General features: G+C 60.6%; 25 protein-coding genes. 15 read left to right on the forward strand and 10 right to left on the reverse strand.

The window, feature by feature from the left end:
- Positions 1-21 precede the first annotated feature (21 nt).
- The 3 genes from BM155_RS10185 to dusA form a co-directional block, all read right to left on the reverse strand.
- The gene (locus BM155_RS10185; protein ID WP_067154962.1) at positions 22-519 is read right to left on the reverse strand and encodes a tellurite resistance TerB family protein; all 498 of its coding nucleotides are present in this window, start codon (positions 517-519) and stop codon (positions 22-24) included.
- Positions 500-1,489: a transaldolase gene (gene tal, locus BM155_RS10190; RefSeq protein WP_067154959.1), complete on the reverse strand. Its 990-nt coding sequence runs from the start codon at positions 1,487-1,489 to the stop codon at positions 500-502. Before tal ends, BM155_RS10185 begins: the two co-directional genes overlap by 20 nt.
- A 99-nt stretch (positions 1,490-1,588) precedes the next feature.
- On the reverse strand, positions 1,589-2,566 hold the full coding sequence (gene dusA / locus BM155_RS10195) for a tRNA dihydrouridine(20/20a) synthase DusA (protein WP_067154955.1): 978 nt from the start codon (positions 2,564-2,566) through the stop codon (positions 1,589-1,591).
- A gap of 538 nt (positions 2,567-3,104) precedes the next feature.
- Between dusA and BM155_RS10200 the strand changes: the two genes are divergently transcribed.
- Together BM155_RS10200 and BM155_RS10205 are read left to right on the forward strand one after the other, a co-directional pair.
- Positions 3,105-3,959 carry a hypothetical protein gene (locus BM155_RS10200; RefSeq protein WP_254773169.1) on the forward strand — a complete coding sequence of 285 codons (855 nt, stop codon included), beginning with the start codon at positions 3,105-3,107 and terminating at the stop codon, positions 3,957-3,959.
- A gap of 8 nt (positions 3,960-3,967) precedes the next feature.
- Positions 3,968-4,408, forward strand: coding sequence for a DUF5991 domain-containing protein (locus BM155_RS10205; RefSeq protein WP_139223218.1), 441 nt, complete (start codon positions 3,968-3,970; stop codon positions 4,406-4,408).
- 19 nt (positions 4,409-4,427) lie between these two features.
- On the opposite strand, the gene BM155_RS10210 is transcribed toward BM155_RS10205, so the two are convergent.
- Positions 4,428-5,636: a glycerol-3-phosphate dehydrogenase/oxidase gene (locus tag BM155_RS10210; RefSeq protein WP_067154949.1), complete on the reverse strand. Its 1,209-nt coding sequence runs from the start codon at positions 5,634-5,636 to the stop codon at positions 4,428-4,430.
- Positions 5,620-6,381, reverse strand: coding sequence for a glycerophosphodiester phosphodiesterase family protein (locus tag BM155_RS10215; RefSeq protein ID WP_254773170.1), 762 nt, complete (start codon positions 6,379-6,381; stop codon positions 5,620-5,622). Before BM155_RS10215 ends, BM155_RS10210 begins: the two co-directional genes overlap by 17 nt.
- 348 nt (positions 6,382-6,729) lie before the next feature.
- On the opposite strand from BM155_RS10215, the gene motA reads away from it, so the two are divergent.
- The 13 genes from motA to BM155_RS10280 all read left to right on the forward strand — a co-directional run bounded on the left by motA (position 6,730) and on the right by BM155_RS10280 (position 22,311).
- Positions 6,730-7,593, forward strand: coding sequence for a flagellar motor stator protein MotA (gene motA / locus BM155_RS10220; RefSeq protein ID WP_067157926.1), 864 nt, complete (start codon positions 6,730-6,732; stop codon positions 7,591-7,593).
- Between the two features lie 5 nt (positions 7,594-7,598).
- Positions 7,599-8,456 carry a flagellar motor protein MotB gene (motB, locus tag BM155_RS10225; protein ID WP_067157923.1) on the forward strand — a complete coding sequence of 286 codons (858 nt, stop codon included), beginning with the start codon at positions 7,599-7,601 and terminating at the stop codon, positions 8,454-8,456.
- Between the two features lie 2 nt (positions 8,457-8,458).
- Positions 8,459-10,549, forward strand: a complete 2,091-nt coding sequence (gene cheA / locus BM155_RS10230; RefSeq protein ID WP_067154946.1) for a chemotaxis protein CheA — start codon at positions 8,459-8,461, stop codon at positions 10,547-10,549.
- A complete protein-coding gene (locus tag BM155_RS10235) occupies positions 10,546-11,049 on the forward strand; it encodes a chemotaxis protein CheW (protein ID WP_067154943.1) in 504 nt (167 codons plus the stop codon). Before cheA ends, BM155_RS10235 begins: the two co-directional genes overlap by 4 nt.
- Entirely contained in the window at positions 11,046-12,704 is a 1,659-nt protein-coding gene (locus BM155_RS10240; protein WP_074902931.1) for a methyl-accepting chemotaxis protein, read from the forward strand. Before BM155_RS10235 ends, BM155_RS10240 begins: the two co-directional genes overlap by 4 nt.
- 5 nt (positions 12,705-12,709) lie before the next feature.
- The gene (locus BM155_RS10245; RefSeq protein WP_067154940.1) at positions 12,710-13,570 is read left to right on the forward strand and encodes a CheR family methyltransferase; all 861 of its coding nucleotides are present in this window, start codon (positions 12,710-12,712) and stop codon (positions 13,568-13,570) included.
- A 122-nt stretch (positions 13,571-13,692) separates the two neighbouring features.
- Positions 13,693-14,751: a protein-glutamate methylesterase/protein-glutamine glutaminase gene (locus tag BM155_RS10250; protein WP_074902934.1), complete on the forward strand. Its 1,059-nt coding sequence runs from the start codon at positions 13,693-13,695 to the stop codon at positions 14,749-14,751.
- A 43-nt stretch (positions 14,752-14,794) separates the two neighbouring features.
- A complete protein-coding gene (locus tag BM155_RS17700; protein ID WP_067154937.1) occupies positions 14,795-16,555 on the forward strand; it encodes a methyl-accepting chemotaxis protein in 1,761 nt (586 codons plus the stop codon).
- 24 nt (positions 16,556-16,579) lie between these two features.
- Positions 16,580-16,966, forward strand: a complete 387-nt coding sequence (cheY, locus tag BM155_RS10260; protein WP_067154934.1) for a chemotaxis response regulator CheY — start codon at positions 16,580-16,582, stop codon at positions 16,964-16,966.
- Positions 16,967-16,995: 29 nt separating this feature from the next.
- Positions 16,996-17,688 (forward strand): protein phosphatase CheZ, encoded by a 693-nt coding sequence (gene cheZ / locus BM155_RS10265; protein ID WP_067154931.1) that lies wholly within the window; start codon positions 16,996-16,998, stop codon positions 17,686-17,688.
- 487 nt (positions 17,689-18,175) lie between these two features.
- Positions 18,176-19,312 (forward strand): flagellar biosynthesis protein FlhB, encoded by a 1,137-nt coding sequence (flhB, locus tag BM155_RS10270; protein WP_074902936.1) that lies wholly within the window; start codon positions 18,176-18,178, stop codon positions 19,310-19,312.
- 5 nt (positions 19,313-19,317) lie between these two features.
- Positions 19,318-21,390 carry a flagellar biosynthesis protein FlhA gene (flhA, locus tag BM155_RS10275; protein ID WP_067154926.1) on the forward strand — a complete coding sequence of 691 codons (2,073 nt, stop codon included), beginning with the start codon at positions 19,318-19,320 and terminating at the stop codon, positions 21,388-21,390.
- 219 nt (positions 21,391-21,609) lie between these two features.
- Entirely contained in the window at positions 21,610-22,311 is a 702-nt protein-coding gene (locus tag BM155_RS10280) for an RNA polymerase sigma factor FliA (protein ID WP_067154923.1), read from the forward strand.
- A 121-nt stretch (positions 22,312-22,432) separates the two neighbouring features.
- On the opposite strand, the gene traF is transcribed toward BM155_RS10280, so the two are convergent.
- The 5 genes from traF to flgM all read right to left on the reverse strand — a co-directional run bounded on the left by traF (position 22,433) and on the right by flgM (position 26,472).
- Positions 22,433-23,587, reverse strand: a complete 1,155-nt coding sequence (gene traF / locus BM155_RS10285) for a conjugal transfer protein TraF (RefSeq protein ID WP_175487780.1) — start codon at positions 23,585-23,587, stop codon at positions 22,433-22,435.
- Between the two features lie 13 nt (positions 23,588-23,600).
- Positions 23,601-23,963, reverse strand: a complete 363-nt coding sequence (locus BM155_RS10290; protein WP_067154917.1) for an energy transducer TonB — start codon at positions 23,961-23,963, stop codon at positions 23,601-23,603.
- A gap of 477 nt (positions 23,964-24,440) precedes the next feature.
- Entirely contained in the window at positions 24,441-25,685 is a 1,245-nt protein-coding gene (locus BM155_RS10295; RefSeq protein WP_067154914.1) for an EAL and HDOD domain-containing protein, read from the reverse strand.
- Between the two features lie 60 nt (positions 25,686-25,745).
- On the reverse strand, positions 25,746-26,195 hold the full coding sequence (locus BM155_RS10300) for a flagella synthesis protein FlgN (RefSeq protein ID WP_067154911.1): 450 nt from the start codon (positions 26,193-26,195) through the stop codon (positions 25,746-25,748).
- 4 nt (positions 26,196-26,199) lie between these two features.
- Entirely contained in the window at positions 26,200-26,472 is a 273-nt protein-coding gene (flgM, locus tag BM155_RS10305) for a flagellar biosynthesis anti-sigma factor FlgM (protein WP_067154908.1), read from the reverse strand.

A 26,472-nucleotide genomic window follows, 5' to 3' on the forward strand; every position in this document is an offset into this window, starting at 1 on the left:
TTGCCGTGTTAGCCGGCAAGGCTATCTTTCCTTTCCCATTCCTTTGGGGTCATCCCTTTGCTCCCGTTGGCGCAGCTCTCTCGCCTCTGCCCGAGCTCGCGTAAAGCGTCCGTGGGGCAGGTGGATCAGCTCCGCCACCCGACGGATCAGGTGCTCTTCGAAGGGTTCTATGACATTGTCGGAAAAAGCCACCTGCCACATCTGTAACACCAGCGCGTATTTTTCCCTGTCGCTGAACTGTGCATTCACCGTCTGGGTGAATTCGTACAGGGATGTGGCCCGGTCGCGGTGAGCCAGGGCTTCAGTGACCAGCGTCTCTGCGGCGCTGGAATCCAGCTGGTAGTGGCTTTGCAGCAGGCGGGTCAGGGTGGCTCGCTCGCGCTGGTCCAGCTTCTGATCGACGGTGGCGACTTCCGCCAGCAAAGCGGCACTGATCATACGCACGTCTTTGTCAACGCTGACTTCGACATCGGCGCCGCGGCCTATTTGCTCGAACAGCTTACGGATTTGTTGCAGCATTTGTTTCCGTGCGCCCTATCAAATGTGTCTGCAGAAGAAGCTCCAGCCGCTCCTGATCCTGTACAAAATTGCGGATACCCTCGGCCAGCTTTTCAGTGGCCATAGCATCACTGTTAAGTTGGTAACGGAACTCGGCTTCGCCCAGAGCTCGGTTTGGGCGCGCCAGGGGTTCCGTTTGCTCGGGCAGCCCCCCGGTCAGGTTGCCGTCATCCTCCTCCAGGGCTTGCAATAGCTGTGGGCTGATGGTCAGGCGGTCACAGCCGGCCAGGGCTTCAATTTCACCAGTGTTGCGAAAACTGGCGGCCATAACCACCGTGTCGTAACCGCGGGACTTGTAGTAATGGTAGATGTTGCGCACCGACAGTACGCCGGGATCCTCCTCGGCGGTAAAATCTTCGCGGCCGCTGTGTGCTTTATGCCAGTCGAGAATGCGGCCCACAAAAGGGGAAATCAGCGTAACGCCCGCTTCGGCGCAGGCCACTGCCTGGCAGAAGCTGAACAGCAGCGTCAGATTGCAGTGGATGCCCTCCCGCTCGAGGACCGATGCCGCCGTTATCCCTTCCCAGGTGGAAGCGATCTTGATCAGCACCCGTTCCCGCGGCACGCCAGCCTGTTCGTAGAGCGAGATCAGACGGCGCGCGTAGTCGATGGTGGCGCGGGTGTCGAAGGAGAGGCGCGCGTCCACCTCGGTAGAGACCACGCCCGGTACCAACTGCAGTATCTCCGCACCTATGGCCACGGCCAGTTTGATCGCCGCCTGCCCGGGGATGGACGCATCGTCGTGGCAATGGCGCTTAGCCCAATCCAGGGACTCGCCGATCAGTGCCTGGTACTGAGGCAACTGCGCGGCCTTGAACAGTAGTGACGGGTTGGTGGTGGCGTCCTGGGGGTGATAGCGTTGAATCGCCGCTATGTCTCCGGTGTCCGCAACCACCTGGCTGCGCGCCTTTAATTGTTCGAGCTTGTTCATTTCAGTCCCTCGATTTACTGAATTGGTTCTTGAGTAGCGCATGCCCGCCCCAGTAGCCGAGCGCTCTTGGATCGGAATCGCGCCCGGGAGGCTGCACCCCTAGGCGGCTTGAGTCACTTGCGCCAAGGCTTGCTCAACCACTTCCGGACCGGCCCCATCGCGGTGCGCATTTTCGCTCAAGTGGCGGCGGAAGCGGCGCGCACCCGGAAGCCCTTGAAAGAGCCCCAGCATATGGCGGGTAATATGGTTCAGGCGTGCCCCCAGTGCCAGCTGGCGCTCGATGTAGGGCAGCATCTGTTCAACCACCCGGGCGGCGCCGGGTCCCGGTTCACCGCTGAACAGTTCACTGTCCACTTGCGCGAGCAGCGCCGGGGTCTGGTAGGCGGCGCGACCGAGCATAACGCCGTCCACATGGCGCAGATGTCGCCGACAGGCCTCGATGGAGTCGATACCACCGTTGATGACAATCTCCAGCTGCGGATAGTCCCTTTTCAACTGGTAGACCATATCGTAGTTGAGTGGTGGAATTTCGCGGTTTTCCTTCGGACTGAGTCCCTTTAGCCAGGCCTTGCGCGCGTGCACGATAAAGGTGCTGACACCCGCGGCGGCCTGGTGTTCCACAAAGCGGGTGAGGCCGGGATAGTCTTCCATATCGTCGATGCCGATGCGGTGCTTGACGGTGACCGGGATGGAAACGGCCGCACGCATGGCCGCCAACCCCTCAGCCACCAATTCTGGCTCCGCCATCAGACAGGCGCCGAAGCGGCCCGATTGCACCCGGTCACTGGGACAGCCGCAGTTCAGGTTGATTTCGTCGTAGCCCCAGTCTTCGGCGATACGGGCGCACTCAGCCAGCTCGCGCGGGTCGCTGCCCCCGATCTGCAGCGCAACGGGGTGCTCAGCGGCGTCGAACTGTAAGTATCGCTTTCTGTCACCGTGCAAAATCGCACCGGTTGTCACCATCTCTGAGTAGAGCATTGCGCGCTTACTCAGCAGGCGCCACATATAGCGGCAGTGCCTGTCGCTCCAGTCCAGCAGGGGGGCAGTACAGAATCGGTGTGGGGAGTGATTGGGCATGTCTCAACTATCGGTTGTGGCGGCCGCGGGGCGCGCAGGTCCACCATTGCGAACGGGGGACATATTATCCCCATCGGGCTGGCGAAAGCACTATGGCGCTTTGGATTAATTTACTAGGGAACCTCTGATTAATTCACTTCCTGACGTAAAAACGCTTTGGAGCCAGATGAGAAGCTCAGGTGATAGGAGGGGTATTTCCAAACCGTCGGATGCAGGGATGTATCCGTCGGAGCTACAGGGAAGTACTCGTGCGTTTTCGAAATGGCCAGCCTATTGCCTGAGCGCCCCGGAAGCGACCATAGTGTTGACGCGAACTAATCAGAGGTCCCCTAGTACTTCCCTGTCGCTTCCCTCGCTCTAGAAATACCCACAGCTGCACCTGGGCTTCTTATCTGGAGCCGGGTGCATTGCGCTGCATGGAGCGGGTAGCGCAATGAGCGAAGCAGGATTTTAGCGCCGAATTTGTGAACGGTTGATTGTTTTAAATAAACGCAGCTTTTTACACTGTTTTCCTTCTGGATTTCCATGGAAAAGGACTATGAAGACTCAGATGAAATTGACCGGATCGGTCGGCTTTCGGGCCCAAAACTTCCGCGATGACGTGCGGCTGGTGCAGGAGCTGCTGAACAGAGCTACCCGCGTTCCCTGGACATTGCTTGCCGTGGATGGCTTGGCTGGCCCGAACACCATCAACCGCATCAAGGATTTTCAGAGAAATGTAGTCGGTTTCTCCAAGCCCGATGGCCGGGTGGATGTGGGCGGCAGAACCTGGCGCAGTCTGGCGCGCTATGCGGAGGAAACGCCGGCACATTTCCGCGGTACCTTCTCGGTGCACCCGACGGAAACCGGTGTGCGCGCTGCGGAACCTGCCGCCCGCCCGGCGACCGACGCGATTGCCTGGGGCGCCAAGGTATCTCCCGCGTTCAAGCGCCGGGTCAGGGAGGTCGCCGCTAACCTCGGTATATCACCAGACTTCCTCATGTCCTGCATGGCTTTTGAAACTGGCGAAACCTTCAGTCCTTCAATTAAGAATGCCGCTGGCAGTGGCGCCACGGGGTTGATCCAGTTTATGCCGCGGACTGCCAAGGGACTGGGTACAACCACCGAAGCCCTGGCCAAAATGACCGCAGAAAAACAGCTGGATTACGTCGAAAAATATTTCCTGCCCTACAAAGGCAAGTTGAAGACATTGGAGGATATCTATATGGCGATTCTGTATCCGGCTGCGATCGGTATGGACCCCGCCGCCGCATTGTTCCGCCAGGGGAGTAAAACCTACGAGCAGAACTCGGGCTTTGACAAGAATAGGGACGGCGTCATTACGCCAGCCGAGATTTCGGTCAAAGTGCGGCAGAAATACGAAAAGGGACTGCAAAAGGGGTATCTGGGATGAGCACTACAATGGCTATGATAAAAAAGTTCTCGATCACGGCGTTTTGCGCCTTACTGTTCGCCCTCGCCGCTTGCCAGTCCCGTGCGGACTGGGAGGGGGTCTATCTGTTCAGCGAATCCCTGGGAGAGGACCCCGGCGGGGCGGTTATGCTGGTGGAGTATCGTCTGGAGCTTGGGGATGACCGCTGCCTGCTGGCGATCAGCGGCTACCAGTCAGACTCCCGTATTCGCTGTACGCTCGATGCCGGTGCTGAATCGGCGACAGTGCGCTTTCGCTCCTACGGCAATGGCGAAGTGAAAAATATCTACGGGGTGCAGGTCTATCAAGTGGACGAGCCGCTGTTCACGTTGCGTCACACACGTGATTCTGGGGTTCTGATTACCGAATGGGGCGCCCTGACGCCGGACTCGGTAGAGGAAAAAACGGGTAACTATTTCGTCCGTCAGTGATTGTGATGCCACGGGGGCATTAAAGGTTGCGCTCCTTTTCCGAAAGGCCAGTGGGAGAGGTGTGCGCCGCCTTCCCGCCGTCCCCGGTATCGTCCTCCTCCAGTGTTAGACGCAATTTTTTCACAACCTTGCGCGCCGTTGCCCGGTAGCTGGTGAGCTTTCCGCCAGCCACCGCCACTACCCGGGGCCGTTTTTCATTGTCGCTACAGATAAGTGTTTCCCGCGGCCGGGAAAAGGGGTTTTTTTCCATTTTCGGCAGTACCCGCAATCCGGTAAAACTATTGCAAATATCTTGTGTCTGCAGCGCGCGGGTCTGGGGAAAGTAGCGTTGCACCGTGCTCAGCAGGTAGCGTTCCTCCTCAATGGTGGGGGCCACGTCCCGCGGATCCCCGGAATAGTTGCGCTCAGTGGTGCCCACCAGCGTTCCGCCCCGCCAGGGCATAACGAACACCGCGCGTCCGTCCTCGGCTTCCACATAGAAGATCTGTTCACCCAGGGATAGGGGGAGCTCTATATGGGTGCCGGCCACCAGCTCGATTGCCGGCAGTCGTGCCTCCGGCGAGCAGAGCGCGTTGGTGCTTTCCACCCAGGGGCCGGAGCAGTTGACCAGAGCGCGGGTGCGCAGTGTGTTGAGCTGACCTTCAGAAAAGTAATCGACGCGCAAGCCGTTGCCGGACAGTTCGGCGCCGATCAGGCTGCCGGGGCAGATAAGCCGGGCGCCGAGTGCGACTGCTGAGTCCACCACATTGCGTGTGAGGGCGGCGTCATCGGTTTGCGCGTCGTAGTAGCTGAAGACCGCAACCAGTCCCTCGCGGTCGAGACCGGCGAGCCCATCCCATTCAGATTGCGGCACGGTGCGGAAGCGGGAATAGGCACCGGTCGCGCCGGTCAGCAGAGAGTAGAGGGTTAATCCCAGGCGCAGCACCCACGCAGACCTTTTACTGTGGCGGTACACGGGAATATAGAAGGGCACCATGCGCACCAGCTGCGGTTTGTGGTCGAGCAACCAGCGCCGCTCGCGCAGACATTCATAGACCAACTGGAACTGACCGCTTTCCAGATAGCGCAGACCGCCGTGGATGAGTTTGGAGGAACGGGAAGAGGTGGCCGCGGCTACGCCTACCTGCTCGAGGATCGCTACCCGATAACCGGCCTTTGCCAGCGCTTCTGCGGCACCGGCGCCCTGTATGCCCGCCCCCACCACCAGGACATCAAAATTCATAGACATCGCTGGCTTCCCGGGATCGCATCAGCAACGGCAGGTTGCCGGTGAGAATATGGTGGGCGCCGCGGGTGCGCCAGTGCACGGCTTCCTCGGCGGAGTTGATCTCATAGACCACCCACTGCCAGGGGCCCGGTGGCAACTTAGCCGTTTCTACACGCTTGTCGCGGATCAAAAGGTAGTCCGGCGCCAGAGTGACCACCTCGGGAGACAGGCAGCGTGCCACACGGTCCACTTTCAGTGCCACCCGGTGCCAGTTGCGGCTGCGCGCCAAGCGCAGGCAGTGGTGGTTTCCGGTTAGCAGAGCAAAGGAGTCTCTCTCGGCCCGCAGCAGTTCCATCAGTGTCTCCACGACCCGCGCAGTACCTAATCGCGTAAGGCAAGTGGCGCTCACTTCGATAAACCAGTCCAGGTGCCGGTGGCAGCTGGCCCAGTCGACCACTTGAATAAGGGGATTTAACGGTAGCTGGCGCAATTCCCGGTCGTGCAGCTGATGAAAGGCGCGCGTGCTGCTGTGGCCGGGCAGCTGAACTTGGTCGTCGTGGAAGCACCAGGGCGTTCCATCGGCACTGAAGCGGACATCTATTTGAATGGCGCAGGTGCCCAGGCCGTGAGCGGCCTCGAAGGCGGCGATGGTGTTTGCCGGTTGGCGGACTTTGTCGCCTCGGTGCGCAATCAGCATAAACGTCAGGTCCGGATAGCGGGTGTTATTGTCTTCTCGGCGCGAGTGGCAGAGAAATCGCAGGTCCATCTAGGGAAGCTCTGATTCGGTCGCCTCGCGATGGTAAAGATACTTTGAGGCTGGATGAGACACCCATCCTGTTGCCTGAGTGCCCCGAAGCCCATGACAGCTCCTGTGGGAATAAATCAGAGGTTCCCCAAAACGGCTTGGCGGTGGCCGCCGGCCTTACTGGAAAAATAGCTGGTGGTGGTGATGTTGCAAGCAGGGGTGGGCCCCGTTTGCAACGCCTGGACAGTCTGTGCCGCCGCGCAGCGAGCATGCGCGCGACTTTTTCTGCCGCCGACCCTCAAGCCCGCCGCCCGTCCGCCGATAGACAGGCTAAAGGCAGTGTATGCAGTCAGCGGAGGGATGCCGGTTGTGTTGATAGTTCTCGGATTTCTTATTGTCGCCCTCTCGGTATTCGGGGGCTTTTCTCTGTCCGGCGGGCACCTTGGGCCGCTGTATCAACCGATGGAAATTCTGATCATCGTTGGTGCGGCGCTGGGGTCCTTTATTGCGGGCAACAATGGCAAAGCCATCAAGGCCACTTTGCGTACCCTTTCGCGCATGAGGCGTACAGGCAAGTACGACAAAGACACTTATATGGACCTGATGGCGTTGCAGTACAAACTGCTCACCAAGATGCGCCGCGACGGTGTTATCGGTATCGAAAACGATATCGAAAACCCGCGAGACAGTGCGCTGTTTGCTGAGCACCCGCGCATTCTGAATGATCCTCTGATCATGGGATTTATTACCGATTATCTGCGCTTGATGGTGAGCGGCAGCATGGATCCTCTGGAGCTCGACGAATTGATGATGCACGAAATAGAGGCTTTCGAGCACGAAGCGCGGATTCCCGCCGATGCGCTGTTTAAAGTGGGTGATGGTCTGCCCGCCTTTGGCATTATCGCCGCGGTCCTGGGGGTGGTGAATGCTCTGGGGGCGGCGGATTCCGGCGTCGCCCAGATCGGGGTCATGGTGGCCCACGCTCTGGTGGGTACCTTTATGGGGATTTTGCTCGCCTATGGCTTTGTCAATCCCACGGCCAGCCGTATCGAGCGTCAGACGCGGGAGCTGGTGAAAATGCTGCAGTGCATTCGCGTCACGCTGCTGGCCAGCCTCAATGGCTATGCGCCGCAGCTGGCTGTGGAATTCGGTCGTAAAACTTTGGATACCGCCGAGAGACCTACCTTCGATGAGTTGGAGGGGTATGTGCGGTCCGGTCTGGTCAGTGCGTGATTGCCGTGGACAAGGTGGAACGCCGCATCGTTATCCGCCGCCCGCGCAAAGGGGAAGAGGCGTATCACGGTGGGAGCTGGAAAATCGCGCTCGCGGATCTGATGACGGCATTAATGTCGCTCTTCCTGGTGCTGTGGATTATCTCCGCTGCTTCTCCTCAGCAACTTGCGGGGCTGGCGGAATATTTCCGTACCCCCCTGGCGGTCGCGCTCAGCAAAGGTGATCGCGACAGCGCCAGCACCAGTGTAATCCCCGGAGGCGGTACGGATCCGGCCCATGTGGACGGTGAACGGGCGCGTGTGGATATGCGTACCCAACGACTGCCCACGGATGTGCGTCGCAGTCTGCTCGAACTGCGCCACCGCATAGAAACGGTGATGGAGGCCAAGGCAGAGCTGCGCGATTTACGCGAACAGACCCGCTTCGAAATGACCCCCGAGGGCATGCGTATCCAGCTGCTGGATACCGAGAGTCGCCCCATGTTCCGCCTCGGCAGTGATCGGGTGGAGCCCTATATGCGGGACTTGCTGCGCACCATGGCGCCGCTGCTCAATGAGCTGCCCAACCAATTGGCGATCAGTGGCCATACCGACAGTCTCACCTATGCCGCGGGCGATATTGGGTACAGCAACTGGGAATTGTCCGCAGACAGGGCCAACGCCTCGCGCAGGGAGCTGGTGGCTGGCGGTCTGGACAGCGCCAAATTGTTGCGTGTCACCGGTATGGGCGACCGTGTGCCCATACCGGGCAGTGCTCCCGGCGATCCTGTAAACCGGCGTATCAGCATCATGGTACTCAGCGATCAGGCAGCGGCGCGGATATTGGCCGGGCACTGGTCCGCTCCCCTCCAAGTGCGTAAGTAAAGATGGATATAACAGAATTTTACGACACCTTTTTCGAGGAGGCCGGTGAACTCCTGGCGGAGATGGAAACCCATCTGCTGGAGCTGGATGTGGACGCTCCCGACCCGGAACAGCTGAATGCCATCTTCCGCGCTGCCCATTCGATCAAGGGCGGTGCGGGCACCTTCGGTTTCGAGGCGCTGCAACGCACCACACACCTGCTGGAGAACCTGCTCGACTACACCCGCCGCGGCGAGCTGGCCCTGCGCCGCGACATAGTGGATACCTTTTTGGAAGCCAAAGACATGCTGAACGACCAACTGGAAGCCTATCGCAGCGGCTCCGAGCCGGACCCGGAGGCGTTGGAGCGGATATGTCAGACGCTGCAGCAGCTGGCTCTGGAGGAAATCGGTGAAGTTGCGGATGTGAACGGTGCTGCGCCGAAGCCTGCAGCTGTAGAAGCAGTGCCGAAGCCCGCAGCTGGAGAAGCTGGGCAGCCGCAGTCCGACGGTGCCGGTGGAGGCTACCGAGTGGTGTTCCTCAATGTGGCCGAAAAGGACCGTCAGCTGCTGATCGAAGAGTTGGGCAACCTGGGGGATATCAAGGGTCAGTCCGGCGGCGCCGAGCGCTACGAGGTGACCCTGTCCACCTCTCTGAGTGCGGATGATATTGAAGCGGTAATGTGTTTTATCGCCGAGCCGGAGCAGTTGGAGATCAGCCCCTTGGCGCAGGCCGGAGCCGCCGCGGATACCGGTAACGCCGGGCAAGCGACTGCGGGCACCGCCGAGGAAAAATCCTCTGAGAAAGTTGAAGAGAAAAAGGCGGCGTCCCCAAAGACATCGAAGCCGGGGCGGAGCGCTGCGGCGAAGGGCGCCGGAGGCGGCGAGTCCACCTCCATCCGCGTGCCGGTAACCAAAGTGGACCAGATCATCAACTTGGTGGGCGAGCTGATCATTACCCAGTCGATGCTCAACCAGGTGGCGTCGGAAGCCGGCGATCAGGTCCACGGGAAGCTGGAACACGGCCTCAATCTGCTAGCCCGCACTGCCCGCGACCTGCAGGAGGCGGTGATGTCGGTGCGCATGGTCCCCATGGACTATGTGTTCAGCCGCTTTCCGCGCCTGGTGCGCGATCTGGCCGGCAAGCTCGACAAAGAAGTGGAGCTGGTCACCGAGGGAAGATCCACCGAACTCGACAAGGGGCTCACCGAGCGCATTATCGACCCGCTCACGCACCTGGTGCGCAACAGCCTGGACCACGGCATCGAGTCGCCGGAGCGCCGCGAAGCCGCCGGCAAACCGCGTTGTGGCCGCCTGACCCTGTCCGCCACCCACCAGGGCGGCAACATTTTGATCGAAGTGAGCGACGACGGCGCAGGGTTGAACCGCGACAAAATACTCGCCAAAGCGCGCAGCAACGGTCTTCCGGTAACCGACAATATGCCCGACGACGAAGTGTGGCAGCTGATTTTCGCCCCCGGGTTCTCCACCGCCGAGGAGGTCAGCGATGTGTCGGGACGGGGCGTGGGCATGGACGTGGTCAAGCGCAATATCCAGTCCATGGGCGGTCACGTGGATATCCTCTCCCAGCCGGGGCAGGGCACCACCATCCGTATTGTGTTGCCGCTGACCCTGGCGATCCTCGACGGCATGTTGATCCGTGTGGGCGATGAAACCTTCATTCTGCCGATCAGCGGTGTCATTGAATCCCTGCAGCCACAAAAGGAAGACCTCTACCCCAGAACCGGTGGCGACCTGCTGCTCAAGGTGCGGGAAGACTACCTGCCGGTGGTGGCGGTGCACCGGGTTATGGATGTGCGCGGCGCCGTCGAAGACCCCACCGCCGCCATCGCGGTAATCGTGCAGGGCAAAGGGCGTCGCTACGCCCTGCAGGTGGATGAGCTGGTCGGCCAGCAGCAGGTAGTGGTCAAGAACCTGGAAACCAATTACCGCCGGGTCCCTGGCGTGTCCGCCGCGACCATTCTCGGCGACGGCAGCGTGGCTCTGATTCTCGACATCGCCGATCTGCACCGCCTCAGCCAGAGCATAAAAGAAAATCCCATCTTCGGGGCGCACGAAGCGGCCCGGAGCCGACAGGAGGCAGAAACAGTATGACCAACACCAGCGCACAGGAGATCGCCGCCGCTGAGAGCGGCAACCGGGAGTTTCTGGTTTTCTCCCTAGGGGATGAGGAATACGCCATCGATATCCTCAAGGTGCAGGAAATCCGCGGCTACGACAACGTCACCCGCATTGCCAATGCCCCGGACTTTATCAAGGGTGTGGCCAATCTGCGCGGTGTGATCGTTCCGATTGTGGATTTGCGCATCAAGTTCCGCCTGTCCAGCGCCGAGTATGACGCGCAGACCGTGGTGATCGTCGTCAACATCGCCGAGCGGGTGGTGGGCATGGTGGTGGACCGTGTCTCCGACGTGATGACGCTGAGTGGCGAGCAAATCAAGGCGGCGCCGGAATTCGGTGTCGGCCTGCCATTGGCTTATATCGAGGGGCTGGGCAATCTGGGTGAGCGCATGCTGGTGCTGGTGGATATAGAAAAGTTGCTCACCAGCGAGGAAATGGCGCTGGTGGATAAGGCCGAGGAGAATCAACAATGAGAAACAATCAGCCGGTCACCCAGCGAGAATACCTACTCAGGGATGACGACATTCTGATTTCCCGCACCGACTTGCGCGGCAAGATCACATACGCCAACCCCGCCTTCGTGGAAGTCAGCGGATACAGTCGCGAAGAGCTGATCGGTGCTCCTCACAATCTGATCCGCCATCCGGATATGCCACCGGAGGCATTCAAGAACTTGTGGGAGACCATCGAGCGTGGGGAGCCGTGGATCGGTCTGGTTAAAAACCGGCGCAAAAACGGCGACCACTACTGGGTCCGGGCCCACGTTACTCCGGTGATCGAAGAGGGGCGCATTGTGAGCTATGTGTCAGTGCGCACCAAGATCGACCGCGACACCTCCGCGCGGGCGGAGGAGCAGTACCGCGCATTGCGCGAAGGCCGCGGCGGCCATCTGGCACTGGACCGGGGGAAGGTGGTACCGCGCGGTCCGCGCGGTTGGTTGCGCCATCTCAGCCTTGCTTCCTTAAAGGTCCGCGTGGCGGCGTTGATAGCGGCGGCGGTATTGCTGCTAGGTGGCAGCGTCGTCCTCGGATGGCACGCGCTGGGGGCGACAGCCGAAGAGACCGCCAAGCTGATATTCGGCGGCCAGCTGGCGCTGTTGCTCCTCGGGGTGCCTCTGCTGGGATTGCAGGCGTTCTTTATCGGGCGCGGCGTGTTGCAGCCGATGCAGGAGGCGGAGACCTTCGCCTTTCATATCGCCGCTGGCAACCTGGACATGTGCCCGCCCAAGGCCGCTCGCGGCGAAGTGGGCCGTCTGGTGAGTGCGCAGGACATTATGCGGCGCAGCCTTGCCAATATCGTAAAAGAGGTCAACAAGAGTGTCGCCGTGGTATCTCCGGCCGCGCGGGATATCGCCATGAGTAATGAAGACCTGTCCCACCGCTCCGAACAACAGGCGGCCTCTCTACAGCAGACCGCATCGAGTATGGAGGAAATGACCGCCACTGTGGGCCAGAACGCGGACAATGCGCGCCAGGCCAGTGACCTGGCTGTGGATGCGTCACAGATGGTACGGGAGAGTGGCACCGCCATGGGCCAGGTTGTGGAGACCATGGGGCGGATCACTGCCAGTTCGGAAAAAATGGCGGCCATTATTGAGACCATCGACAGCATCGCCTTCCAGACCAATATCCTCGCTCTGAACGCCTCGGTGGAGGCGGCCCGGGCCGGCGAGCATGGGCGCGGTTTTGCGGTGGTGGCCCAGGAAGTGCGCAGCCTGGCCGGCCGTTCTGCCGACGCGGCGCAGGAAATCCGCAGCCTGATCGACAGCTCCGCACGGGAGATCGACAGTGGTGCCAGCCTGGTGCGGCGCGCGGAATCCTCAATCGCGGCGGTGGTGGAGTCCGTCACCCGGGTGAGCGATATCATGCAGGAAATTTCCACCGCCTCCTCCGAACAGAGTACCGGAATTAACCAGATCAACCAGGCGGTGGCGCAGATGGATGACATGACTCAGAAGAACGCCGAGCACGTCCAGTCCTCGGCGCGCACAGCCACCGCTCTGCAGTCCCGTGTCGAACAGCTCGCCCAGGCCATATCCGTCTTCCGCATGCCGGAGTTCAATGCAGCGGCAGCACCGCGGCGCGACTTTCCGGCCGATCGTTTGTCGGAGCAGACTGCCACGGAGTAATCGCGTTGACTGCCATTTTATCCGCAACCGCCCCACAGCTTGGGGCGGATGTTCCTGTTGAGCGGGACCTGATACTCACTGACACAGACTTTGCCCGCATTCGCGATCTGATCGCTCAGCGCGCAGGTATTGTGCTCACAGAGCACAAGCGTGACATGGTGTACAGCCGCATTGGGCGGAGAGTGCGTCAGCGTGGTCTGACGCACTTTGCCGACTATTTGGCAGAGCTGGAGCGGTACCCTGATGGCCCGGAGTGGGAATCCTTTGTCAACGCGCTTACCACCAACCTGACCGGATTCTTCCGCGAGGCGCACCATTTCCACCTACTGGCGGAGCACTTCCGCGGCCGCCGCGGACCTGTGCGGGTATGGAGCGCCGGTGCTTCCACCGGAGAGGAGCCCTATTCCATCGCCATGACGCTGGTAGAGACACTGGGGGATAGCGCCGATATCCGCATCCTGGGAACGGATATTGATACCGATGCGCTCGCCCGGGCGCGGGCAGCCGTCTACCCGGAAAAGCAGGTGCGCATGCAGGTGTCCAGCGCGCGGATACAGCGTTTTTTTCTCAAGGGAACAGGGGATCGCGCCGGCTTGGTGCGGGTGCGCCCACAGTTGGCCGGGCGGGTGCGCTTCGAAAAGCTCAATTTGGTTCAGGGCAGCTGGCCGATCAAGGGCAGTCTGGACGCTATTTTCTGCCGCAACGTGATGATTTATTTCGATAAGGCTGCCCAGGCGCGGATGCTGGAGCGTTTTGCCCCTTTGCTCAAACCTGACGGCCTGTTGTTTGTCGGGCACTCGGAGAATTTTACTCAGCTCAGCAAACACTTTCGTCTACGAGGGCAGACGGTATACACCCTGGCGTGAAGATGATCATCTGTGAGGCGGTTGAAGCGAGTTATTGAAAAGCCGGCTAAAGAGGTACGCCACACGGCCGATGAATAACAACGTGGTGCAGTGCCGATAAGGGCCGCGAGGAGAGAATTGATTTGCCCAAGGAAAAAATCAAGGTCCTGTGTGTGGACGATTCGGCACTGATCCGTGGCTTGATGAGCGAAATCATCAACAGCCAGCCGGATATGGAGGTAGTGGCGGTGGCGCCGGACCCCTTGGTGGCACGGGATCTGATCAAGCGCCATAACCCGGATGTACTGACGCTGGACGTGGAAATGCCGCGCATGGACGGCCTGGATTTTCTGGAGCGCTTGATGCGGCTGCGGCCAATGCCGGTACTGATGGTGTCCTCACTGACCCGGTCCGGGTCCGAAATCACTCTGAGAGCGCTCGAACTGGGCGCGGTGGATTTTGTGCAGAAGCCGGAAATGGGCATCCGCAGCGGCATGCTGGAGTACAGCGAACTGATCGCCGACAAGCTGCGCGCCGCCGCCCGTGTACAGCCGCGCCGTGTCGAGGCCCGGCGCCCGGCGCCGGAAGCGCTCAAACCGGTGATGGTATCGAGCGAGAAACTGGTGATTCTGGGGGCTTCCACCGGCGGTCCGGAAGCGATTCGGCGGGTGCTGGAACCGCTGCCAGCCAACTGTCCGGCAATTTTGATTGCCCAGCATATGCCGCCCGGTTTTACGCGCTCATTCGCGGAGCGGCTCAACCGGCTCTGTCGCGTGGGCGTCAAGGAGGCCGAAGACGGAGAGCGGGTGCTGCCGGGACATGTGTATATCGCCCCGGGCGACCACCATCTGCTGCTGGACCGCAGTGGTGCCAATTACCAGGTACGGCTGGATTCGGGGCCGCCGGTCAACCGTCACCGCCCGTCTGTGGATGTGCTCTTTCACTCCGCAGCGGAACTGGCGGGCCGCAACGCCATCGGTGTGCTCTTGACCGGAATGGGCAAGGACGGCGCCGCGGGATTGTTGGCAATGCGCGACGCCGGTGCCCCGACCTTGGCCCAGGACGAAGAAACATCACTGGTTTACGGCATGCCGCGCGAGGCCGCAGCCCTGGGCGCCGCTTCGGAAATCGTCTCCCTGGAGACAGTGGCCCCGCGCATTCTGACACTGGCCGCGGCCTCCGGGCGCGCGCAACGGGTATAGAGAACGAGAACTCTGGAGGACGGACGAGGAGGATACGCCGCCCATGAAGAACCTGATCCGCAATCTCAATATCAACGCGATAGTGGCGGGGGTGCTGGTGTGTTGCACTCTGCTGATGGCGGCCCAGGCCGCACTCCGCGTCGCCACCAATCAAATTGGCGAGGAATCCATTCGCTCCCTGCACCGGATCAACGTGGAGGAACTTCACGAAATATTCCGCGCTATTACGCAGCTTAATCAGGGCCGAATAGAGATGAACCTGGGCGCCGATGAGCTGTCTGCCGGGCGCAAGTTGAGCGCCGGGACCTATCTGGAAGAGGCCGGCCCCCTGCTCAATAGCGCCGGTGAGAAGTTTGCCGCTGTCAGCAAAGCGCACACAGAAAAAGGGACGTCGGATGAATTTGAGCAACTGGCCGCTGCCTTCCCGGAACTGCTCGGCGAGGTGCAGGCCCAGTACGACATGCTGAGTCAGGACAAGCCGGATTTGGACGGCTTCCGGGAAGTGCAAGAGGATGTGAGCTTCCTATACGACGATCTCAACTCGGCGTTAATCGACTATCTGGAAAAGGCGGGAGAGAACAGCGCCGCCATTATGGCGGTCTATCAGGATACGAGCGAAAGCTACGGCATCATCGGCACCGCAGTACTGGCTGCGGTGGTTGTGATTTTGGCACTTATCTACCTGCTGCTGCGCAACGCTGTGGTCAAGCCCCTGGATGAAGCAGTGGATAACCTGCAGTGCATCGCCCAGGCAGACTTGTCTCATCCTATCAGTGACCACGGTCGCAACGAGATCGGCAAGTTGTTCAATGCCATGCGCGAGGTGCAGGACAGCCTTGGCGACATCGTCGTGCAGGTGCGCGCGGGCAGCAACTCCATCTACACCGGCTCCGGGGAAATCGCCCGCGGCAACGCCGACTTGTCCGTGCGCACCGAGCAGCAGGCGGCTTCTCTGGAAGAAACTGCCGCCAGCATGGAGCAACTCACCGCCACGGTGAAGCAGAATGCCGACAATGCGCGTCAGGCCAGCGGTTTGGCCAATGACGCCTCCGGCACCGCGAGTCGCGGTGGCGAGGTGATGCAGCAGGTCTCCAGCAAAATGCAGGGTATCACCGAGAGTTCGCGCAAGGTGGCGGAGATCACCGGCATGATCGACTCCATTGCCTTCCAGACCAATATTCTCGCTCTCAATGCCTCTGTTGAGGCGGCTCGTGCGGGCGAACAGGGCCGCGGTTTTGCCGTGGTGGCGGGGGAAGTCCGCAATCTGGCAGGCAACAGCGCCGACGCCGCGCGGCAAATCAAGGCGCTGATCGAGCGCTCCGTCAGTGAAGTCGAAGAGGGGTCCTTCCTGGTGGCGCAGGCCGGTGAAACCATGCAGGAAGTGGTGGCCGCGGTGAAAAGGGTCACCGACATAATGGACGAGATTTCCGCCGCCTCTCAGGAACAGAGCAGTGGTATCGAGCAGGTCAGTCGCGCTGTCAGCCAGATGGAAGAAACCACTCAGCAGAACTCGGCACTGGTGGAAGAAGCGTCTGCCGCTGCGGCCTCTTTGGAGGAGCAGGCGCGGCGTTTGGAAGAGGCAGTTGCTGTGTTCCGTCTGTCCGCCGAGCATGAGTTCAGTGCTCCGGCCCGAAATGATACCGACGAACCGCAACTGTCGGTGAGCCGTGATGCCGGCCAGGCGCTTGCGGAAAGTAACGGTCAGGATACTGCGGTGCGCCGTGAATCCAAGGCCGCCACACCGGTGGAGAGTTCGCGGCGGGAAACCGTAGCCGCGACGGATGACGAATGGGAAGAGTTTTAATCGACGACCGAGTGAGAAGTACAAATGGATAAGGGTATGAGAATTTTGGTGGTGGACGACTTCCCCACCATGCGCCGGATCATCCGCAGCCTCTTGAAGGAATTGGGCTTTACCAATGTGGAGGAGGCAGAGGATGGCCAAGAGGCATTGTCCAAACTCGCCGCTGGCGGCTTCGAGTTTGTGGTATCGGACTGGAACATGCCCAACCTCAACGGCCTCGATATGCTCAAGCAGATCCGCGCTGATGAGGCCACCAAATCGCTGCCGGTACTGATGGTTACCGCCGAGGCGAAGAAAGACAACATAGTGGCGGCCGCCCAGGCCGGTGCCAACGGTTACATTGTCAAGCCGTTCACCGCCGCCACCCTGGAAGAGAAACTCAGCAAGATTTTTGAGAAGTTGGGAAAATAGCGCCCACCTTACCCTGAGGAGACGTGATTATGAGTGGTGAGGCTCGGCAACCGGCGGCCCCTGAAAACGCGCAGAGCGACGACCTGGTCCAGCGTATCGGCCAACTTACCCGTATGCTGCGGGACAGCATGCGCGAGCTGGGCTTGGATAAGGAAGTGGAAAAGGCCGCCCAGGCCATCCCCGATGCCCGCGACCGGCTCAATTATGTGGCCGCGATGACAGAGCAGGCGGCGGACCGGGCCCTCAATGCGGTGGACCGGGCGCAGCCGCTGCAAAACGAAATCGAATCCCGCGCCGAGGCCCTGGACAAGCGGTGGCAGGACTGGTTTGAAAACCCGAAAGAGTTGGATGAAGCCCGGGAACTGGTCAAGGAGACCCGCGCCTATCTGCAAGCGGTGCCGGCCATGGCTCGCGAGACCAGTAAGGAACTGCTGGAAATCATGATGGCCCAGGACTTTCAGGATCTGACCGGCCAGGTGATCAAAAAAATGATGGAAGTCATCCAGGAAGTGGAGCGCCAGTTGCTGCAGGTGCTGCTGGAAAGCGTGCCCGAGGGTGAGGAGCGAGAGGCTCTGAGGCAACGCCTGGAGAAAAACGCCGCAGAGAGCCGCAAGCGCGAGGAGGATACACTGGTGAACGGCCCTCAGATCCACAGCGATGGCGAGGACATTGTCAGTAACCAGAATCAGGTGGATGATCTGCTCAATGAACTGGGCTTCTAGGGAACCTCTGCTTAATTCGCGTGAACACAATGGTAGGTTCTGGGGCGCTCAGGCAGTAGGACGGATATTTCGAAAGCGCACGAGTACTTCCCTGTAGCTCCGCCGGATACCGCCTTGTATCCGACGGGTTCGAAATATCCGTCCTATCATCTGAGCTTCACATCCGCCCCCGAAGAACCTCTGCCACCAGGAAATGAATTAATCAGAGGCTCCCTAGTAATGCACTGATGCATGCTCAGGTGTGTTTTGCGTGTCTCCGGGGGCGAGACAGCGGGAAAGTCGTTCGAAAACGTACAAATTTCTCTCTGTAGTGCACGCCCCCGGACTCAACGGATTATTCCCCCATACGATGTTGTACTTCTAAACCGCGACGCCAACGCACCCTCCCTTCCCGAATAAGCGCCCGCAAACCCCCGCTTATCGTGCCTTTGCCCGCGGCTGCCATGCCCGACAATGGCCGTCACCCGAGCAATCCCCCCGATGCCCAATGGCCGACGAGACGGAAGACCAGGAAAAAACAGAAGCGGCCACGCCCCGACGCCTGCAAAAAGCCCGCGAGGAAGGGCAGGTGGCCCGCTCGCGTGAATTGGCCACAGTGATGCTGCTGGCCGCCGGTGTCGGTGGACTCTGGGCCCTTGGGCCTCACCTGTTTAGCCGGGTGGGCCTGGTTATGGAACAGTCGTTTCTATTCGAGCGCCGGGAAGCTTTCGACAGTACCGCTATGATCGCCAGCGCCGCCGATTTGGGGGCGCGCATGCTCACCGGACTGTTGCCCTTGTTCGTGTTGCTGGCTGCCGTCGCCTTGGCGGCTCCCAACCTGCTGGGTGGATTTCTCATTTCCGCCAAATCCCTAAAGCCGCAGTTTTCGAAACTGAATCCGATCAAAGGTCTTAAGCGGCAGTTCTCCTCCCAGGCGCTGGCGGAACTGGCCAAGGCAATCGCCAAGTCGCTCTTGGTGGGCAGTGTGGTCGCCGCCTTTCTGATGACCCGCCGCGGCGAGTTTATGGCGCTTATGGACATGCCGAGGGAGCAGGCCTTGGCTGCCGCGCTGCGGCTTGCGGCCCAGGCCTGCGGCCTGATGGTGTTGTCGCTGATCGTGGTGATACTGATCGACGTGCCCTACCAACTGTGGAGCCACGCCAAAAAGCTGCGTATGAGCAAGGAGGAAATCCGCCGGGAGCACAAGGAAACCGAGGGGGACCCGCAGCTCAAGGCCCGCATCCGCCAGCAACAGCAGGCCATGGCCCGCAGCCGAATGATGAGCAAGGTGCCGGAAGCGGATGTGATTGTCACCAACCCGACCCACTACGCCGTCGCGCTGCGTTACGACGAAACCCGCATGGCGGCACCGCGGGTGGTGGCCAAGGGGGTGGACGCGGTGGCCGCGCGCATTCGCGAACTGGGGGCGGAACACGATGTGCCCTTGCTCGAGGCTCCGCCACTGGCGCGTGCCCTTTACCGCCATGTGGACCTGGACCGGGAAATTCCCGGTCAGCTCTATACCGCTGTCGCGGAAGTATTGGTGTGGGCTATACGCCTGCGCCGCGCCCGCAACGGTGATGGTGAATTCCCCGAGACGCCGGCCGATTTGCCGGTTCCTGAAGAGATGGAGGTTACCCCGTGAATCCGATGAGCCGGTATCTGGGTATGGAGGGGCTTGGCAGCCCCGGCGGCAAACTGCTGGCGGGGCCGGTGCTGATCCTGTTGATCATGGCAATGCTGATACTGCCGTTGCCACCCTTTGCCCTGGACCTGTTCTTCACTTTCAATATCGCGCTGTCACTGATGGTGCTGCTGGTGAGCATGTTTACACTGCGGGCGCTGGACTTTGCCGCCTTCCCGGCAGTGCTGCTGTTTACCACCCTGTTGCGTCTGGCCCTGAACGTCGCCTCCACCCGTGTCGTTTTGATGGAAGGACACCAGGGGGGCGCCGCTGCGGGCAAGGTGATCGAAGCCTTCGGCCAGTTCCTTGTGGGGGGCAACTTCGCCGTGGGGCTGGTGGTCTTCCTGATTCTGGTAGTCATCAATTTCATGGTGATTACCAAGGGGGCCGGCCGCATCGCCGAGGTGGGGGCGCGCTTTATGCTCGACGCCATGCCCGGTAAGCAGATGGCGATAGACGCCGACCTCAACGCGGGTCTGATCGGTGAGGAAGAAGCCCGCGCGCGCCGCGCCGAGGTGGCGCGGGAAGCGGATTTCTACGGTTCCATGGACGGCGCCAGTAAATTCGTGCGCGGCGACGCTGTCGCGGGTCTGGTGATCATGGCCGTGAACATTATCGGTGGCTTGCTGATCGGCACCATGCAGCACGATATGTCATTTGCCGATGCCGCGCGCACCTATACCCTGCTGACGATCGGCGACGGTCTGGTGGCACAGATTCCGGCCCTGGTGATCTCCACCGCCGCTGGTGTCACCGTGTCCCGCGTCAATACCGACCAGGACGTGGGGCAGCAGATGATCGACCAGCTGCTCACCAATCCCAAAGTACTTTTTCTTGCCGCTGGTGTCATGGGGCTGTTGGGACTGGTGCCGGGCATGCCGAATTTTGTTTTCCTGCTGTTCACCGTCTTGCTTGCCGGCATGGCATGGATGATTGGCCGCAGGCGGGACGACCGCCTGGCGGAAGAGCAGATGCAGGCGGAAGCGCCGCAGCAGCAGGAGCCTCCCGAGGCGAGCTGGGACGACGTGGAACTGATCGATACCCTGGGCCTGGAAGTGGGGCACCGCCTGATTCCCCTGGTGGACCAGCGCCAGAAAGGCGAGCTGCTGGGACGGATTAAAAGCGTGCGCAAGAAATTCGCCCGCGAGGTGGGCTTCCTGCCGCCGGTTGTGCATATCCGCGACAACCTGGAACTGGGACCCAACACCTATGTGGTTACCCTCAAGGGGGCCGAAGTGGGCCGCGGGGAGTCTTTCCCCGGGAAGTGGCTAGCCATCAACCCCGGCCAGGTTACCGGCGAGCTGGCGGGCACCCCTACCGAAGACCCGGCGTTTGGCCTGCCGGCGGTGTGGATCGACGACGATCAGCGCGAGCACGCCCAGGTATATGGCTACACAGTGGTGGACGCCGGCACCGTGGTGGCGACCCATTTCAATCACTTGCTGCACCGCCACGCTGCCGAGATGCTCGGCCGACAGGAGGTGCAGCAACTGCTCGACAAGCTCGCGGGCGAAAACAAGAGTCTGGTGGAGGAAGTGGTGCCCAAGGTGGTGTCCCTGACAGTTCTGCAGCGCATCTTGCAGAACTTGTTGGACGAGGATGTCCCCATCCGCGATCTGCGCAGCATCCTCGATACCTTGGCGGATTGCGAGGGGCAGCAGCAGGACCCCATGGGTCTCACCGCACGGGTCCGCCTGGCCTTGGGGCGGGCCATTATCCACCACTGGTTCCCGGGGCGGGATGAGCTGCGGGTGATCGGCCTGGACAGTCGCCTGGAGCAGGTACTGACCCAGGCACTAGAAGGAGGCGGTGCCCTGGAACCGGGACTGGCGGATACCCTGATGGCACAGGCCGCGGCGGCGCTGGAGCGCCAGGAGACCGCCGGCGAGCCGCCGGTGTTGGTGGTGCCCCACGGGCTGCGCCCGCTGCTGGCGCATTTCCTGCGCCGGCGCCTGCGCCACCTGACGGTGATATCCCAGGCGGAGATCCCCGACGACCGCCACCTGCGCGTGACCAACCTGATTGGCGGCGCGGCCTAAGATGCCGCGCCCTCCCGCGCTTCGCCCCGCGGCAAGGTTGAGATCTCCACTGTGGGCGAGAGTGACCGCCAGCGGGTGAACTTTCAAATAGCCAGCAACAATTCCCTCTATTCCCCGCATAGAAATTGTCACCGACTGCAAATAATGGTTCCTCTCCCGCCTGTTTCAGCCGGGCGCAGAGGCAGTTAGAGGAGACAGTAGCACAAGCCGGGGAATCGCATGTATACGGCACAGGGAAAAATAAAACGAGACACATTGCTGGAAGAACACCTGCCCATGATCCGGCGCCAGGCGTTGGCCTTGCAGGTAAAACTGCCCTCGGGGATAGATCTGGATGACCTGATCCAGGCTGGTACCCTGGGCTTGCTCGACGCGCTGCAGCGTTTCGATCCCAGTGCCGGAGCCAGCTTCTCCACTTTCGCCAGCCAGCGCGTCCGCGGCGCGATGATCGACGAACTCCGTACCCGAGATTGGTTGCCGCGCAGTGTGCGCCGCAATGCTCGGGCAGTCGAGCAACAGTTGTACAAACTCGAGCAGCGTCTTGGCCGCCCCGCCAGCGAGCGGGAGATTGCCGCGGAAATGGGTATGAGCCTGCAGGAGTATCGCCAGTTGCTCAGCGATACCAACAACGGTCATTTGCTCCCCTATGAGGAGTTGGTGGCGGAGAACGGTGAACCGGAAGCCGGTCCGGAAGGGCCCATGTCTCCCTTTGCTGCTCTGCTGGACAGGGAGCAGCGCGAGCTTCTGATAACTGCGATAGATGCGCTGCCTGAGCGGGAAAAGCTGCTGATGGCCCTCTACTACCAGGAAGAATTGAATTTGAAGGAAATTGGCGCCATTCTCGGTGTCACTGAATCCCGTGTCTGCCAGTTGCACAGTCAGGCAATCAAACGTTTGCGCGCTCGGCTGGCAGCCTTGTAGGGCGGTGACGGGCGGTCTGCCCGTCCCGGCTAGATCCTCTCACAGGATGGAAGGAGGAAGGACGGCCGCTGCGCGGGTCATGCTCTACCGTGCAGCGACCGCTCCAATCCCCTGTTTTTGATTACAGATCCACCCCGAACTCCAGTGCCGCACCCAGGGTATCGTCCGAAGACTTGATTGCGGCCAGATGCAGATGTAGCACGTCGAAGGGGGAAAAGCCGATGCCGGCGCTGATGGTATCGTCGACTGTACCCTCCAGGTCGTGGCGATAGCCCAGGCGCAGTTGCGCCCAGTCCGCCATATCCAGTTCGACCCCCGCTCGAGCGAACCGGGCCTCCTCGCCTCCGGGCAGTCGGCTGGCGGTGAAGTCCAGATCAAACAGAGCGGTCAGGATGTCGCCGTTGTAACCGATGCCGCCGCTGACCAGGGTTTCCAGCGGGACAGGATTGCCGCCGACAGTTTCGTAGTCCTTCTCCACCAGATTGCGCGCTGAGAGGCCGAAGCGTGTTTTGCGCCAGGTCAGGGTAGCGCCCAGGTCCAGGTTTAAGTCGCTGTCCTCGGTGGTATAGGTGTCCGCATCCAGCTCATCGATATCGTAGTCCGCGGCCGTGGCCGTGTACTCGATAGTCTCTATTGTCTGGTGCTTGGGGGTTATTCCCAGGGACAACTGCCAGTCGGGGTTGCCGATGGGAATGGTGCGCGCCAGGACAAGCCCCAGTTCGCGAACCGCATAGCCGCTGGCGGTGGCGGATGATGTCAGGTTGTCCTCCAGAAAGGGCTCAAGCTGCAGGTTATCTAGGTAATTGCGGTCCTCGTCGCTGTAGTCAAAAGTGGCGGAGAGCAGCAGGTTCTGCCGCGCGTAGAGCACGGCGCTGACCAGCTCGTTGGGGATCGCCACACTGAATTGCGCGCCGAATTCGCCGCTGAGCGCGCCTTCTGACAATTCGGAGAGCAGCGCTGAAACACCCTGTGCGTCTTCGACAGTCACCAAAGCGCCATCCAACTGATCGAGACGCTCCTGCAGTTCATCGCCCACATCCAGAAAGTCATTGCGCTCGTCGGCGATGGCGCCAAAGTTCAGAAAAGTGCCGAAGTCGTCGCCGTCGCGGAAATGGATCGCGTTGGCCGGATTGAGGATAGCGCTGGTAGTGTAGTCACCCCCAGCTACGCCGGCACCACCCATGGCGCTGGCGCGGCCGCTGAAGATCTCGGCACTGGCGGTGCCCGATACAAGAAACAGGGCACCGGACAGTGTGGCCAGTTTTTTTGTCATCATTTCCTCGCTCCGATCAGCTGGAAAGTTTGAAGTTGATGGGTACGACAAACTCATAGCTGTCGATTCCCAGCTCAGCCGGGATGGCAGGGTAAGGGTTGGCGCTCTCAACACTGCGCAAGGCCGCCCGGTTCAGGCTGGAGTAGTTGGATTCTTTTAGTACCTGGATGTTTTGCACCTGACCTTGGGCGTCGATAGTGACCTGCAGCTGTACCACGCCCTCCCATTTGCGCTCCTGCGCGCGCCGGGGATAACGGACGTGCTGGGCGGTGTGCTTCTTCAATTGGGTTGCGTATTGGTTGAGCGCGTCGTTGGCGCTTGCAGTGTTCGATGCCGCGGCGGTTACTGCCAGGACAAATAGGAGTTTGAGCAGTTTCATGGCTTGATTCCCCGGTGAAAGTGTTTCGGACTTGAGTCTTAGGAGATGTGAAATTGCGGCGCCAAGCGACGCCGGTGGGCCGAAACGGTCCACACTTTCACTATCGGCGGAATAAAAGCGGGCTTTAGTAGAGAATTGGGGCGCAGCCGATAATTCGCTTAGGGAACCTCTGATTAATTCGCGCGAACACTATGGTAGCTTCCGGGGCGCTCAGGCAATAGGATAGCCATTTCGAGAACGCATGAGTACTTTCCTGAGGCTCCGACGGATACATCCCTGTATCCGACGGTTTCGAAATGGCCAGCCTACACCTGAGCTTCTCTTCTGGCTTCAAAGAGTTTTTACCGTCAGGAAGTGAATTAATCAGAGGTTCTTTAGGGAAGTCAAAACACTGCGCCCTGAACCTGTCTGGAACCGTCAGAGCGCTCGTGGGCTCCGCAGTGGCTGCTCACCGGGGCGGAGCCGGGAGGCTATGTGTCAGTCCGCGGAGCTCATCGCTTTCTGAACCTGTTGCGCCCAGCCAATGGCGTGGCGGTAGGCGGCCTCGTAGAACCGGGTATCTTTCAGCAGGGTGAGTTCATCGAAGAGGCCCTGCTCGTAGCGTTCCACCTCACCGAGGACTTCACCCAAGCTGCCGCCGCGCGCCAACAGGGCGCTTTTGACTTCTTTGCTCAGGGGTACCTGCTCCATCAGTTCCGGCATGGAAATATCCATCAGTGCATCCAGCTGCGACAGCAGGCCGACAATAAAATAGTTAACAGTGTCGCTGTGCCCGGCAATTTCCGCCAGAACCTCGCACATGCGGCCGCGCACCAGCATACTGCGGGTGAGTGCTTCCGGCTTGTTGTGCTCACCGGATACCAGGAATAAGTTGGCCCAGCGCTTGATCTCTTCAAGGCCTACAAGTGCGATGGCATGGGATAAGGAGCGTACTTCACGGCGCAGACCCATGGCGGCGGAGTTGACGACCTTCAATATGCGGTAGGTGAGGTTGGCGTCCTTGAGCGCGATTTGCTCCAGACGCATTGGCGATGCTTCCGGGCTGTGTAGCTCTGACAACAGTTGCAGTAGCAGTACCTTGTTACCGCTGATCTTCTTGCCCTTGATTGGGGTGGGGGCGCTGAGAAAATTGCCTTGGTAGTAGTCGAACCCCAGATCCGCACAGCGCTCGAACTGCTCGCGGTTGTCGACCTTGTCCGCCAGAATCTTTACGCCATTTGCCCGCAGTTTGCGTACCGCCCGGTCGAGGGCAGCGTCGTTTAATTGCCGGGTGTCCACCTTGACGATATGCACTAGCTCCACCAGTACATCCAGTTCGACGTCGTCGGGGTCGTAACCCGCCATTGCGAGGCGGTAACCGCGCTGAGCCAGGAGTTTAAGCTGTTCTACACGCTCGGAAGTGAGCAGCATACCTTCCGGCACTTCCAGAATATATTGATCCTTGGGCAGGTCCGGAAGCTCGGGGGCCAGGATCACTTCATCGGTGACTTTGAGGAAGCCGGGTACCCGTTGCATGCGGCCGTCCTGGAACAGCTGGGTATAGGTGCCGAGAATGACTGCACTGCTGGCTTCTATATCCGATAGCGTCGCCCCGAGGGATGGCTGCTCTCCCTGCACCAGCAGGTCAAGGGCGACAACCTCCTGGCCGCGGTTATACACGGGTCGGCAGGCCAGACTCACTTCCAGCAGATCATCATCAATAACATCTGGTAATCGTGTCACGCTGTCGACTCTCCTGGCGCTGACATAAAGAGTAAATCGGGGAAGGGGGCCAAGCCGGCCTTATGCCCGCGAGTTGATGCGCCCGGATTGGGCCTGGGCCCGGCCGTCCGGGCCGTAGAGATCTTTACCCGCTGCTGCCTGAAGGAAATCCAGCAGGCGGCGGTTGTGTTCCGCTCGAAGATCGATCAGGGCGCCGTTGCCCCGGTTGAGTTCCGCCACCTCGGCGGCGCATTCGCAAATGGCGCGCCATAGCGGCAGGCAGCCGGCGTCGTTGGCGGCGCGCTCGTCCCCCTCGCGATTGTCGCTGTAACCCAGGCGGAGCAGAGCCTGGCGGCGATGGCGTTCAAAATCTTCCACTGCCCCGAGCTGCGCCTGCTTTCGCTCCGCCAGCTGTGACAGCCTAGTGCCGTCCACTCGGCCTTCCAGCAGCACGCCGCGCTCTTCCCGCAACAGTTCCAACAGCTGTTGCAAGCGGGTCATCTGTTGTTCCAGGTGGTCCGCCAGTGCCATGGCGTCACGTTTCCACCAGTTCGCGAAGGCTTTGAATCAGGCCGTCGGCAATCTTGTCCGCGCGGATTTCCAGGCGTCCTTCGGCAATGGCCTGGCGCAACTCTTCCACCCGCACGGTGTCGATATCTTGACTGTTGTCGGCGCTCGCCTGACGCAGGCGGCTGACATCGGCGGAGGCTTCCGCCGCTTCGGTTTTGGGCGCCGGTGCTGTTTCGTTGCGTCCGCCCTCGTGCGGAGCCTTGGCGGCGGTCAACTGGGCGATATTGTCGATTTTCAA

Origin of the sequence: Microbulbifer thermotolerans (genome assembly GCF_900112305.1) — a bacterium.
GTDB lineage: Bacteria > Pseudomonadota > Gammaproteobacteria > Pseudomonadales > Cellvibrionaceae > Microbulbifer > Microbulbifer thermotolerans.

Excerpts from the sequence above, each read along its gene's own strand:
- BM155_RS10185 (WP_067154962.1), bottom strand. The coding sequence starts at position 519 with ATGCTGCAACAAATCCGTAAGCTGTTCGAGCAAATAGGCCGCGGCGCC.
- tal (WP_067154959.1), bottom strand. The coding sequence starts at position 1,489 with ATGAACAAGCTCGAACAATTAAAGGCGCGCAGCCAGGTGGTTGCGGAC.
- dusA (WP_067154955.1), bottom strand. The coding sequence starts at position 2,566 with ATGCCCAATCACTCCCCACACCGATTCTGTACTGCCCCCCTGCTGGAC.
- BM155_RS10200 (WP_254773169.1), top strand. The coding sequence starts at position 3,105 with ATGAAGACTCAGATGAAATTGACCGGATCGGTCGGCTTTCGGGCCCAA.
- BM155_RS10205 (WP_139223218.1), top strand. The coding sequence starts at position 3,968 with ATGGCTATGATAAAAAAGTTCTCGATCACGGCGTTTTGCGCCTTACTG.
- BM155_RS10210 (WP_067154949.1), bottom strand. The coding sequence starts at position 5,636 with ATGTCTATGAATTTTGATGTCCTGGTGGTGGGGGCGGGCATACAGGGC.
- BM155_RS10215 (WP_254773170.1), bottom strand. The coding sequence starts at position 6,381 with ATGGACCTGCGATTTCTCTGCCACTCGCGCCGAGAAGACAATAACACC.
- cheA (WP_067154946.1), top strand. The coding sequence starts at position 8,459 with ATGGATATAACAGAATTTTACGACACCTTTTTCGAGGAGGCCGGTGAA.
- BM155_RS10235 (WP_067154943.1), top strand. The coding sequence starts at position 10,546 with ATGACCAACACCAGCGCACAGGAGATCGCCGCCGCTGAGAGCGGCAAC.
- BM155_RS10240 (WP_074902931.1), top strand. The coding sequence starts at position 11,046 with ATGAGAAACAATCAGCCGGTCACCCAGCGAGAATACCTACTCAGGGAT.
- BM155_RS17700 (WP_067154937.1), top strand. The coding sequence starts at position 14,795 with ATGAAGAACCTGATCCGCAATCTCAATATCAACGCGATAGTGGCGGGG.
- cheY (WP_067154934.1), top strand. The coding sequence starts at position 16,580 with ATGGATAAGGGTATGAGAATTTTGGTGGTGGACGACTTCCCCACCATG.
- cheZ (WP_067154931.1), top strand. The coding sequence starts at position 16,996 with ATGAGTGGTGAGGCTCGGCAACCGGCGGCCCCTGAAAACGCGCAGAGC.
- flhB (WP_074902936.1), top strand. The coding sequence starts at position 18,176 with ATGGCCGACGAGACGGAAGACCAGGAAAAAACAGAAGCGGCCACGCCC.
- flhA (WP_067154926.1), top strand. The coding sequence starts at position 19,318 with ATGAGCCGGTATCTGGGTATGGAGGGGCTTGGCAGCCCCGGCGGCAAA.
- BM155_RS10280 (WP_067154923.1), top strand. The coding sequence starts at position 21,610 with ATGTATACGGCACAGGGAAAAATAAAACGAGACACATTGCTGGAAGAA.
- traF (WP_175487780.1), bottom strand. The coding sequence starts at position 23,587 with ATGATGACAAAAAAACTGGCCACACTGTCCGGTGCCCTGTTTCTTGTA.
- BM155_RS10290 (WP_067154917.1), bottom strand. The coding sequence starts at position 23,963 with ATGAAACTGCTCAAACTCCTATTTGTCCTGGCAGTAACCGCCGCGGCA.
- BM155_RS10300 (WP_067154911.1), bottom strand. The coding sequence starts at position 26,195 with ATGGCACTGGCGGACCACCTGGAACAACAGATGACCCGCTTGCAACAG.